Raw genomic sequence first — 10,577 nt, 5'->3', positions numbered from 1 at the left:
GCTGGGCGCCGTTCCCCGCCCACGACGACGGCGTGCTGGTCTGGGTACGGCTGCCCACCGACGGCGAGTCGCCCACCGACCAACCCGTCCCGTCGGACCGGCCGCCCGCCGACCGCGCGGTCAGCGCCGTCGTCAGCATGCAGGGCCGGTGCGAGCCGCGCGACGTGATCGCCAACCGGCTCGACCCGTGGCACGGGTCGTGGCTGCACCCCTACGCGTTCAGTCACCTGACCGTGGACGAGGACGCCAGCGACGACAGCCGGCTGGCCGTCGACGTCACCTTCCGGCTCGGCCGCACCTTCGGCGTTCCGGTGCGCGCGGTCTTCTCCTGCCCCGACGCTCGGACGATCACGATGCACATCGTCGAGGGCGAGGGGAAGGGCAGCGTGGTGGAGACCCACGCGACGCCGATCGGCACCGACAGCCACGGTGCGCCGATCACGCAGGTGACCGAGGTGACCATGGCGTACTCCGCGCGATCCGGGTTCCGCGTCGCCACGCGGTTGGCGCCGTTACTGCGGCCGGCCATGCGGCACACCGCGCGCCACCTCTGGGTCGACGACCTCACCTACGCCGAGCGCCGCTACCGCGTCCGCACCGGCGAGCTCGGACCCGTCGCCCACTGACCTCCCGCCCACTGACCGCTGCCCACGGACCACGCCACCCGAGGTGATCATCTCACGTTGTGCCGGGCTGTAGCCCTGCAGAACGCGTGTTGATCACTTGGTTCGGGCCGGTGGACAGAGCCGGCCGGGTCTGCACCGGCGAGCTCGGACCCGTCGCCCACGGACCTCACCGTGGCTTGCCGTGCACCCGGTCCACCGCCCGTCGCCCTCGATCGACCTCAGACGCGGGAGGCGGCCTGTCCGGCGTGCCGGGCGAAGCGGGTGCGCGCCCCGAGCGGCACGGTCCACAGGTCGTGACCAGCCAGCTGCCAGCCCGCGAGCAACGCGTTCGCGGCCTGGAAGCCGGTGGTCGCGGCACGCTCCATGAGCGCCACCGGAAACGCGCACCGGACCCCGTCGCCGGCCAGCAGCACGCGCGGGTCGGGCGAGGCGACACCGGGTCGTTCGGCCCAGGGCTCGGTGCCGATCAACGGGCAGTCGGCGTTGACGAGGTACTGCTCGGCGACCGCGCGGGCCCCGACGAACTCCGGGTAGAGCTCGTCGAGCGTGCCGCGCAGCTGCCGGCGGACGTCGTCGTGGTCGGCGTCGGCCGGCAGGGCGTACGCGTGCAGCTCCACGATCGATCCGCCGGTACGGCGGGCCCAGTCTGCGGCCCTGGCCTCGAACCGTTCGACGACGCTGATGTTGTCGGTGGGCCCGAACCCGGCGGTGCCCAGGAAGGCCGGCCGCTCCGGGCTCGCCGGCCGGTCGAGCCAAAGCCGCCACACCGCGAACGCCGGCGCCGGACGCAGCGCGGCCAGCTGGTCGTGCCAGGTGGTGAGGTCCGCCGCGTCGCCGTCGAGCGCGCCGGGACCGAGCAGGTGCTGGGTCGTGCGCAGGTCGGTCGCGACGACCACCGCATCGGCGTGCACGTCGCCACCGTCCGTCTGCAGCACGACGCCGTCGCCGTCGGAACGCAGGCCGGTGACCGGGGTGCGAGTGCGCACGTCGGCGCCACGGGTGCGCAGGTACGTGGCAAGCGGCGCCCACAGTGCAGTGTCGTAGTCGTCGTCCGGCACGTCGAACAGCAGTCCTTCGGCGGAGCCGAGGAAGTAGGTGTGGAACATGCCGATGAGCTCACCGGCGGAGAAGTCCTCGGGGTCGGCGAAGAAGCTGCGGGCGAACACCTCCAGCGCCAGATGCCGTGCCGCATCGGGGAAGCGCAGCCGGTCGAGGAACTGCGCCGCGCTCTCGCCGTCGTGGTCGGTGAAGCTGCGCGGGAAGTCGACGTCGAGCAGCTCACCGGCGGCCGCGGTGTCGATCTTCGTCAGGTCGCGGATCGTGAACGTCGGGCTGCGCAGCACGAAGGCCAGCAGGTTGACCGGCGGCGTACGCGGGATGCGAGCGAACGAGTCCTGGTGCCCCTGCCGGGACAGCAGCGGGTAGTCCGCGACGGCCTGCAGCCGCTGCAACGCCGGGTCGGCGCGACGCAGCATCGCGCGCAGGTTGTAGTACTGGCGGAAGAACGCGTGGAAGCCGCGACTCATCGTGCGGGTGCCGCCCGCGCCTGCGCTCGCCTCGTCCTCGACGGGCCACGACCGGACGCGCCCGCCCAGCTGCTCGCAGGACTCGAGCAGGGTGACGGCGACACCCCGTTCGACCAGCGCGGTGGCGGCGGCCATCCCCGCGACCCCGCCGCCCACCACGGCGACGTGGTGACGTCCACCGTCGTCCGACCGTCCGGCCACGCCGGGATGCCGGACCGCCGCCGCGTCACGGCCGGGGGTCCAGGTGGACCGGCGGCTCACGCGGCGGGCCGTCGGCCGACGACGGTGTGCAGGATGCCGTGCTGCCAGCCGTCCACGCTGCGGGTGGACACGTCGGTGAACCCCGCCGCGCGCAGCCGTGCCTCGAAGCGGGTCACCGAGTCGAAGCGCAGCACGCTGCGCCACAGGTAGCGGTACAGCGTGGTACGGCGGGTCAGGACCAGGCTCAACGGGATCACGACGGCCCAGCAGATGAAGGTCCACAGGGCTGCGGACCGTCGCGATCCGGCGACCGAGTACTCCTGGACGACGAGCCAGCCGTCCGGCGCGAGCACGTCGTACACCGCCGCGACCGCACCGTCGCGGTCCTGGACGTTGCGGAACAGGTAGCAGGCCAGCACGCCGTCCAGCGGCCGGTCGAGACCCCAGTGGCCGGCGGCGACGTCCTCGGCCATGCCGTGCTGGAAGCGGACGCCGGCGGGCCAGGCCTTGCGCCGCGCCACAGCAAGCATGCCGTCGGAGGCGTCGACACCGAGGATCTCGGCATCGGACGCGGCCGGGCCGAGCGCGTCGACCAGGGCGACGGTGGACGCACCGGAACCGCAGCCGAGATCGGCGAGCCGGAGTGGTCCGTCGCCCGGGGTCAGCCGCTCGGCCAGTGCGTCGGCGGCCGTCCGGAGGTGCTCGTGGTAGCCGGGGTTCAGCCCGACCATGACGTCGTAGTGCTCGGCGGTCGCGTCGAACTCGCTTTCCAGCCGATCCGATTCCAGCGTCATGTCGGGAGGTGCTCCGCGACGCGCTCGGCGGCGAGCCGGCCGGACAGCAGCACCATCGGCACGCCGACACCGGGCGTCGTGCCGGCACCGGCCAGCACCAGCCCGGGCATCCGCCGGTTGGTGTTCGGCGGCCGGAACGGGCCGGTCTGCGCGAAGGTGTGGGCGAGCGCGAACGGCGTGCCGGCGGTGAGCCCCTCGGCCTGCCAGTCGGCCGGGGTGACGAGCCGCTCGGCGACGACGTCGGTCGGGTAGCCCTCGGCGTCGAGGAACTTCAGCAGCTGCTCGCGGCTGGCCTCGCGCTGGTGATCCCAGTCGATGTCGGCACGCAGGTTGGGCACGGGCTCGAGGACGTAGAGCGTGGAGCAACCGTCAGGGGCGAGCGACGGGTCCGACAGCGACGGCACGGACACGAGCCGGGACGGGTCGGGCATCAGCCGGTGGTGCTTGATCAATGCGTCGAAGGACTCGGCCCACTGCTCGCCGAAGTGGATGTTGTGGTGCGCGGCCGCCGCGTCGGGCAGGCCCCGCACGCCAACGTGCCACACCAGCGCCGACGGGGCGTAGTTGCCGTGCCGCACCGCGCGGGGTGGGCGCAGGTCGGGCAGCAACTTCTCGTACGCAACAGCCGTGTCGACGGTGCAGACGACGGCGTCGGCGGCCAGCTTCTCCCCGTCGGCGAGTTCGACGCCGGCCACGCCGGGTCGGTCCGTGCGGGCGAGGACCTGGCTGACCTCGGTGTCGTAGCGGAAGGTGACGCCGGCCCGTGAGGCTGCGTCGGCGAGTGCGGTGGGCACGGCGTGCATGCCGCCCTCGGCCACCCACACCCCCTCCACGGTGTCCATGTACGTGATCACCGCGTACAGGGCGAGCGCGCGCAGCGGGTCGAGCCCGGCGTAGAGCGCCTGGAAGCTGAACAGCCGGCGCAGCCGGTCGTCGGTGAAGAACCGGCCGACCTTGTGATCGAGCTTGCCGAACCCGCCGAGGCGGAGAAGCTTCGCGGTCGCCGACGGCGACGCCATCAGATCGAGCACCGAGTCGAAGTTGCGGTCGATGAAGTTCGGCATCTCGACGTCGTAGAGCTCGGTGAGCCAGGCCGTGAAGCGGTCCCAGCCGTCGGCGTCGGCCGGCCCGCTGACGTTCGCGATCTCGGCCCGCATGGCGTCGTGCCCGGCGCGGACGTGCACGGTGCTGCCGTCGGCGTAGCGGGCACGGTAGGCCGGGTCGAGCTGCCGCAGCGGCAGCACATCGGTCATCTCCGTGCCGGCGGCGGCCAGGGTGTCGGCGACGATGTTCGGCATGGTCAGCACCGTCGGGCCGGTGTCGAAGCTGAAGCCCGCGTCGTGGTGCTGGCCGGCGCGTCCGCCGGGCAGCGACGAGCGTTCGAGGACTGTGACCTCGTAACCGCGCCGCGAGAGGTGGCAGGCCGTGGCCAGCCCGGCCAGTCCTGCACCGATGATCACTACCGGAGCCATGCTCAGTTCCCCCGTCGGGCGAGTTGGTCGACCGTGCGCGTCAGGTGCGCCGCACCGTCGATGGTGAGCACACCCGCGTCCGTGCCGGCTTGCAGTGCCGCCACCGCGTCGGCGGCGCGGTCGTCGATCATGGCCTCGACCCTGGACACGACGCCCTCGTGCAGCATCGCGTCACGGACCAGTGCCACCTGCGCGTCGGTCATGCCGGTGGTGCCGGCCGCCTCGAGCGCGGCCGCCGGGTGACCGCGCAGGCTCGCCCGGGCCACGGCCAGCAGGACGGTCGGCTTGCCCGAGCGGATGTCGTCGCCCGCGGGCTTGCCGGTGGTGTCGGGGTCGCCGTAGACGCCGAGCAGGTCGTCTCGCAGCGCGAACGCCTCACCGGCGTGGCGCCCGTACTGCTCCAGCGCCGAGAGGGCCAGCTCGCCCGCACCGGCCGCGGCCGCGCCGAGCTGCAGCGGCCGGGCTACCGAGTAGTACCCGGTCTTCTGCCGGGCGACCTGGCGCGCAAAGGCCAACCGCCGGTCACCGGCGGCCGACCCGACGACGTCACGGACCTGCCCGGCGAGCAGTTCGAGGACCATGTGTCGCCACACCGTGCGCATCGGCTCCGGCAGTGCGCCGGCGAGTCGCTCGGCCTCGGACTGGGCGAGGTCGCCGACCAGGATGGCCACGCTGTCCCCGAAGCGGGCGGCGTCCCCGCGCCCGTCCTGCTCGCCATGGCGGCGGGCGGCGTCGGCGTGCACCGTAGGCCGGCCACGACGCATCGGCGACTCGTCCATGACGTCGTCGTGGACGAGGGCGAAACAGTGCAGCAGCTCGATGGCGACACCGGCCTGCACCGTGTCGTCGTAGCCCTGCCCCGTCCCGTCGACGTCGGCGGCCTGCCAGCCCAGCAGGGCCATCACCGGACGGGTGCGCTTGCCGCCGCGGCGCACGAGGTCACTCAACTGGGCGGGCGGGTCGAGCTCGGCGGCGAACACGTCGGCGGCACCGACGGACGCGCGGTCGCCCACACCGTCCGCAGCCTGCTGCCAGGCACGTTGCAGGGCATCGAGCTCGGCGCCCAACCGTGCCTCGACGGTGGCGACATGCGTGACGACGTCGTGTTGCCAGCGACTCTCCTGCACCGGCTCGGCGACGGTGTCGCCGACGGGCGCGTAGGCGCGTTCGCTCATCCCCGCGCCCCGACCGGGTGCAGGTCGCGCGGGCTGCGCCGAGCGGCCGGCGCGAGCCGGACCAGCAGCGGCACGGCCACCGTGCCCATCGCCACCGCACCCCACGCCGCCGCGGCCGGCCGGCCGAGGAACGCCGCCAACGCCAGGGTCCACGCCAGCCAGAACCAGACGTACAGCGCGAGCCCCAGCGCGTCGCCGCCGTCGCCCATCGTGGCCTGCAGCAGCGCGGACAGCACCAGCGTCACCGCGATCCATCCGACGTAGTTGGTGAGCGGCACCGTGCCGACGCCGGGCAGGTGCGGCGACGGGTGGCGCCACGTCCAGCCGTGGATGGCGACGAGCTGCGGGTCCAGGAAGAAGTCGCCCGCGGTCGTGGCCCACGCGCCGAGCAGCACACGGTGCAGCGGACGGCGGGCGAGCCGGCGCGCGACGAGCGCCGCCGGCCAGGACAGCATGGTCCACGCGAGCGCGACAACGAGCGGCACGCCGAACACCCGGACCCCCAACGCGTCGGAGTAGGCGTAGCTGCCGAACGGGAACCCGGTGTGCACGCCGACGACCTCCGCCGCGAAGCCGGGCAGGGCGGTCACCGCGAGGACCACGGCCGCACGACCCGGGCTGCGGGTCAGCGCGGCGTGCAGCACGCACACCGCCGCGAACCCGATGACGATCGCCACGGTCAGGTGCTCGCGCAGGGTCGACCGGGTCAGCGGCCAGGCGATCTGGGCCAGGACCACGACAGCCGTCAGCCCGAGCAGGGCGCGGGTCGGCATGCGGCTCGTACGGCCGGGAAGGCCGGCCGGGCGCGTGGCGGTCACGGTGGTCAGGTTCATCACGGCTGTCTCGTCGGCGGGTTCCGGTCGTCTCCCGGAGTACTCATTTCTGCTTACCCCGGCTCAGATCTGATAATCCGTGGCGCGCGGGGGGAACGTCAGCGTCATCGAGACGGTGCGGATGGCGGTGCACGGTGTTCGCCGCCTGGCTCGGCGGTCGGACCCGTTCGTCGTCGCGGCCGCGCTCACCTCCTACGCCGCCTTCGGCCTCATCCCGCTGCTCGCGATCGGCACCCGGGTCAGCGCCGGCCTGCTCGGACGGCAGCGGGTGCTGCAGGCGGCCGACGGTGTCGCCCGCTACGTGCCGGGGCCGCTGGGGCTCGACCACGACGCCCGCGCGTTCGCCCGGGCCGCGGTCGGCACGTCGTGGTGGGCGGTCGTCGTGGCGCTGCTGCCGGTCTCGCTGTACGCCGAGGGCATCGTGCGCAGCCTCGAACGGTTCTCCCGTGCCCGGGAACGGTCCCCGCGCTCGCTGCGCGGGCGGGTGCTGACCCCGCTGCTCGTCGTGTTCTCCGTCGTCGCCCTGCTGCTCGTCGCCGGACCGATCCGGCCCCTGTTCGGCGGCCTCGGCACAGGAACGGGCCCCCGGCTTCTCGGCATCTTCATCGCCTTCAACCTGCTGTTCTTCGCCACGTTCGCCGCGTTCCTCGGCGTGTACCGCCTGTTCGCGACCACCGCCTTGCGGCGCGGGCCGCTGGCCGCCGGTGCGTTCGTGGCCGCGTCGTGGGTCAGCGGGCAGCTGCTGGGCTACACCCTGGCGCTGCGGCTCGTGCACGGCTTCGCGAACGCGTTCGGCGGCTACCGCCCGGCCGCCGAGGTCGCCGCGCTCAGCTTCCTCGTCTACCTCGAGAACCTGGTCTTCGTGCTCGGCTACCTGATCGCGCTGGGGCTGCACGAGCGCAAGGAGGCGCCCCCGTCAGCCGAGGTCAGGGCCGACGTCGACGACTAACGGGCGGTGGTCGGACACCGGCACCTCGGGTGTGGACACCCGCAGCACCGGGCCCAGCGCCTCTGCCGGGCCGCGCAGCAGCACGTGGTCGAGCTGCAGCCTCGGCCGGGCCGCCGGGAACGTCAGCGCGGCGGCCAGGCTGGCGTAGCCGCTCGCGCGGACGGCCGCGTCGCGGCGCAGGTTGAGGTCGCCGAGCAGCAGCACCGGGTCGGGCCGGCCACGCAGCGACTCGGCCAGCTTGCGCAACTGCCACTGCTTCCAGACCGGGACGAACGGCAGGTGCGTGGCCACCACGGTGAAGGCGCGGCCGTCGCCGGTCTCGACGCCCGCCACGATGGCCACCCGGGGTTCCTCGCGCACGAGCACGAGGCCCGGGCCGGGGACGTACAGCGGCAGGGCGACGGGCAGCGTGGGGATGCGCAGCACCTCGACGCCGTGCAGCGGGAGCCGGCTGACCAGGGCGCACCCGTAGGCCGGGCCGCGGTCCGGCTCGGTGCCGGCGTGGTCGGTCGCCGCGGTCCACCGCCCGCCGGGGGTACCGAACAGCGCCGGCGCGAACACGTGGTGCGCAGCGCCCATGGCCTCGGCCACCACCCGGGTCAGGTCGGCGCCTCCGGAGCGCGGCTGGTCGCGGTCGACCTCCTGCAGCGACAGCAGGTCGGCGTCGAGCGTGCGGACGGCGTCGCCGAGCAGGGCGGTGTCGGTACGACCGTCACCGGCCCGGCCGGAGGAGATGTTGAACGTGGCCACCCGCATGGCCGAGAGGTACCCACCCTGCCGCCGGAACGCAGGCCGCACAGCAGCGCAGGCAGACTGCGGACGTGACCGACGACGTGGATCCCCCCGGCCCCGACCAGCTCGCGGCGCGCTGGTCGGCCCTGCACCACCAGATCGACCCGGCCGGCGTCCCGGTGCTGAAGGGCTGGCTGCGGTTGATGTGGGCCGGCGGCCGGGTGCTGGCCCGTGCCGGGGTGCCGCCCACCGCCGTGACCTGCGCCGGCGTCGCGCTGGCCGGCAGCTCGGTGGCGCTGGCCCGGACCCGCCCGGTGCTGGCCGGGGTGGCCGTCGTGGGCGCGGCCGTGTGCGACGGGCTCGACGGGGCGACCGCGGTGGTCGGCGACCGCGCCACCCGTTCGGGCCGGATCGCGGACGCGGTGGCCGACCGGGTGTGCGACGGGGCGTTCGCTGCCGTGCTGTGGCGACGGGGCGCGCCTGCGTGGGCGGCGGCGTCGGCGGCGGGCTCCGCGTGGGGCGTGGACACCCTGCGGCGGGTGCGGCACGTCCCGTCCCGCATCACGGTGGCCGAGCGGCCCACGTTCACGGTCTGCGCGATGCTGGCGTGCGAGTCGGTGGTCCTCACCCGGCGCGGCTGGCCGGCGCGGCTCAGTGCCGCGGTGTGGATCGGGGCCGGTGCGGTCGGCGTCGTGCAGCTGCTGCGGACCCCGACACCGGACGGGCAGGCCTTAGGCGGGCCCGACCGCGGTGGCGACGTTGCGCCCGGACAGCGCGACCAGGGGTAGGCCGCCGCCCGGGTGGGTCGAGCCGCCGACCAAAAACAGCCCGCGGGTCAGCGTGCGGTTGTGCGCGCGCAGCACCGTGGCCAGCGGGCCGTGCTGCACCTGGCCGTAGATGGCACCGCCGGGCGCGCCGGTGTCGCGTTCGAGGTCGGCCGCCGTGCGGACGTGCCGTTGCACGACGTGCGGGCGCAGGTCCAGGCCGCGGTGGGCCAGCTGCGCCAGCACGTCGTCGGCGTAGGAGTCGGCCAGGCCCGGTGCCGTCCAGTCGAGCGTGCCCGCGGCTCCGTCGCGTCCGTGCCGCGGCGCGTTGACCAGCACGTACACCGACCGGCATCCGGGCGGCGCCACGGTCGGGTCGTGCGGAGAGCTGAGGTAGACGACCGGGTCCGGGACGGGCCGTGCCGCGGCGCCGAAGATCGCGTCGAACTCCTCGCCGTACGGCGCGGGCCCGAAGTGCACGGTGTGGTGGCCGAGCTGCGGCAGCGGGTCACGTACGGCGAGCAGCAGCACGACCCCGCTCAGCGAGTCGGCCGGCGGTACCGGGCGGCGGGTACGGCGCAGCTCGCCGTGCAGCACGCGGGCGTCCGCGTCGGACACCACGACGTCGGCGGGCAGCGTCGTCCCGTCCGCACACGCCACGTGCGTTACCCGGCGCGAGCCGGCGACGCGGGTGACCCGGGTCCCGAGCCGCACCGTGCCACCCAGCTCGGCGAAGCGGTCGGCCAGCGCCTCGGCGAGCCGGTGCAGGCCGCCCTCGACGTACCAGGCCCCGAAGCGCTGCTCGAGGTAGGGCACCACGGCCAGCGCGGCCGGTGCCCGACGCGGGTCGCTGCCCTCGTAGGTGGCGTAGCGCTCGAGCATCAGCTGCAGCCGCGGGTCGGGCAGCAGGTCACGGGCCAGCGACCGCAGGCTGCGGTGCAGCGCCACCGCCCGCAGGTCGCGGGGACGGGCCAGGCCGGCGGCCAGCGTCAGCGACGCGCGTGTGGACATCGTCGCCCCGAACACCGGCCGCTCGACGGCCCGCCAGATGTCGGCGCCCCGGTCGAGCAGGCGCTGCCAGGCGTCCCCCGCGCCCGCGCCGAGCGCGTCGTCCAGGCGCCGGTGCTGGTCGGCCTGGTCGCTCACGGTGTCGACGGCGGTGCCGTCGGCGAAGCGGTAGTGCGCGATGGTGTCCAGCCGGCGCAGGGTCACGGCCTCGTCCAACGGGCCACCGGTCGCGGCGAACAGGTCGGCGAACACCTCGGGCAGGGTCAGCAGCGTCGGGCCGGTGTCGAAGCGGAACGCACCGGCGGGCGTGTCCAGGACGTGCCCGCCGAGCTTGCCGCCGACCTGGTCGGCGGCCTCGCACAGTGTGACGCGGTGGCCGAGAGCCGCGAGCCGGACGCCGGCCGCCAGACCACCCACCCCGGCACCGACGACGACGACGCGGGCCATGCGGGCCACGGTACGAAGGCCACGCAAGATCGCCGGGCGCCGGGGTGGGG

10 protein-coding genes are annotated in these 10,577 nt (G+C 74.5%); 3 read left to right on the top strand and 7 right to left on the bottom strand.

Going from position 1 to position 10,577, the window contains the following annotated elements; genetic code table 11:
* A partial coding sequence (locus ACFFCA_RS18590) for a DUF5914 domain-containing protein (RefSeq protein ID WP_375487548.1) occupies nucleotides 1-626 on the top strand: 626 nt, incomplete at its 5' end.
* Between the two features lie 218 nt (nucleotides 627-844).
* Here the strand turns inward: ACFFCA_RS18590 and ACFFCA_RS18585 are convergent.
* From ACFFCA_RS18585 to ACFFCA_RS18565, 5 genes are read right to left on the bottom strand one after another with little or no spacing between them, the layout of a single operon-like run.
* The gene (locus tag ACFFCA_RS18585) at nucleotides 845-2,413 is read right to left on the bottom strand and encodes an FAD-dependent oxidoreductase (RefSeq protein ID WP_375487546.1); all 1,569 of its coding nucleotides are present in this window, start codon (nucleotides 2,411-2,413) and stop codon (nucleotides 845-847) included.
* Complete coding sequence (locus ACFFCA_RS18580) at nucleotides 2,410-3,147, bottom strand: class I SAM-dependent methyltransferase (protein ID WP_375487544.1); 738 nt, start codon at nucleotides 3,145-3,147, stop codon at nucleotides 2,410-2,412. The genes ACFFCA_RS18585 and ACFFCA_RS18580 overlap by 4 nt, the downstream gene beginning before the upstream one ends.
* Nucleotides 3,144-4,619 (bottom strand): phytoene desaturase family protein, encoded by a 1,476-nt coding sequence (locus ACFFCA_RS18575; RefSeq protein ID WP_375487542.1) that lies wholly within the window; start codon nucleotides 4,617-4,619, stop codon nucleotides 3,144-3,146. Before ACFFCA_RS18575 ends, ACFFCA_RS18580 begins: the two co-directional genes overlap by 4 nt.
* Before the next feature lie 2 nt (nucleotides 4,620-4,621).
* On the bottom strand, nucleotides 4,622-5,794 hold the full coding sequence (locus ACFFCA_RS18570; protein WP_375487540.1) for a polyprenyl synthetase family protein: 1,173 nt from the start codon (nucleotides 5,792-5,794) through the stop codon (nucleotides 4,622-4,624).
* Complete coding sequence (locus tag ACFFCA_RS18565) at nucleotides 5,791-6,612, bottom strand: carotenoid biosynthesis protein (protein ID WP_375487538.1); 822 nt, start codon at nucleotides 6,610-6,612, stop codon at nucleotides 5,791-5,793. The genes ACFFCA_RS18570 and ACFFCA_RS18565 overlap by 4 nt, the downstream gene beginning before the upstream one ends.
* A 94-nt stretch (nucleotides 6,613-6,706) precedes the next feature.
* Here ACFFCA_RS18565 and ACFFCA_RS18560 point away from each other — a divergent pair, with 94 nt between their 5' ends.
* Nucleotides 6,707-7,576, top strand: coding sequence for a YhjD/YihY/BrkB family envelope integrity protein (locus ACFFCA_RS18560; protein ID WP_375487536.1), 870 nt, complete (start codon nucleotides 6,707-6,709; stop codon nucleotides 7,574-7,576).
* Here ACFFCA_RS18560 and ACFFCA_RS18555 read toward each other — a convergent pair.
* Complete coding sequence (locus ACFFCA_RS18555) at nucleotides 7,544-8,332, bottom strand: endonuclease/exonuclease/phosphatase family protein (protein WP_375487534.1); 789 nt, start codon at nucleotides 8,330-8,332, stop codon at nucleotides 7,544-7,546. The genes ACFFCA_RS18560 and ACFFCA_RS18555 overlap by 33 nt on opposite strands.
* Before the next feature lie 65 nt (nucleotides 8,333-8,397).
* Here ACFFCA_RS18555 and ACFFCA_RS18550 point away from each other — a divergent pair, with 65 nt between their 5' ends.
* Nucleotides 8,398-9,096: a CDP-alcohol phosphatidyltransferase family protein gene (locus tag ACFFCA_RS18550; RefSeq protein ID WP_375487532.1), complete on the top strand. Its 699-nt coding sequence runs from the start codon at nucleotides 8,398-8,400 to the stop codon at nucleotides 9,094-9,096.
* Here the strand turns inward: ACFFCA_RS18550 and ACFFCA_RS18545 are convergent.
* Entirely contained in the window at nucleotides 9,040-10,527 is a 1,488-nt protein-coding gene (locus ACFFCA_RS18545) for a phytoene desaturase family protein (RefSeq protein WP_375487530.1), read from the bottom strand. The two genes, ACFFCA_RS18550 and ACFFCA_RS18545, sit on opposite strands and share 57 nt — an antisense overlap.
* Nucleotides 10,528-10,577: the final 50 nt, after the last annotated feature.

The organism is uncultured Jatrophihabitans sp. (assembly GCF_964252635.1).
Lineage (GTDB): Bacteria > Actinomycetota > Actinomycetes > Mycobacteriales > Jatrophihabitantaceae > Jatrophihabitans.
Note: the sequence above shows the minus strand (reverse complement) of the source record. Positions and strands in the feature narration are given on the sequence as shown.

What these genes read in the sequence shown, in the direction of transcription:
- ACFFCA_RS18580 (WP_375487544.1), bottom strand. Translation starts at nt 3,147, where the DNA reads ATGACGCTGGAATCGGATCGGCTGGAAAGCGAGTTCGACGCGACCGCC.
- ACFFCA_RS18575 (WP_375487542.1), bottom strand. Translation starts at nt 4,619, where the DNA reads ATGGCTCCGGTAGTGATCATCGGTGCAGGACTGGCCGGGCTGGCCACG.
- ACFFCA_RS18570 (WP_375487540.1), bottom strand. Translation starts at nt 5,794, where the DNA reads ATGAGCGAACGCGCCTACGCGCCCGTCGGCGACACCGTCGCCGAGCCG.
- ACFFCA_RS18555 (WP_375487534.1), bottom strand. Translation starts at nt 8,332, where the DNA reads ATGCGGGTGGCCACGTTCAACATCTCCTCCGGCCGGGCCGGTGACGGT.
- ACFFCA_RS18545 (WP_375487530.1), bottom strand. Translation starts at nt 10,527, where the DNA reads ATGGCCCGCGTCGTCGTCGTCGGTGCCGGGGTGGGTGGTCTGGCGGCC.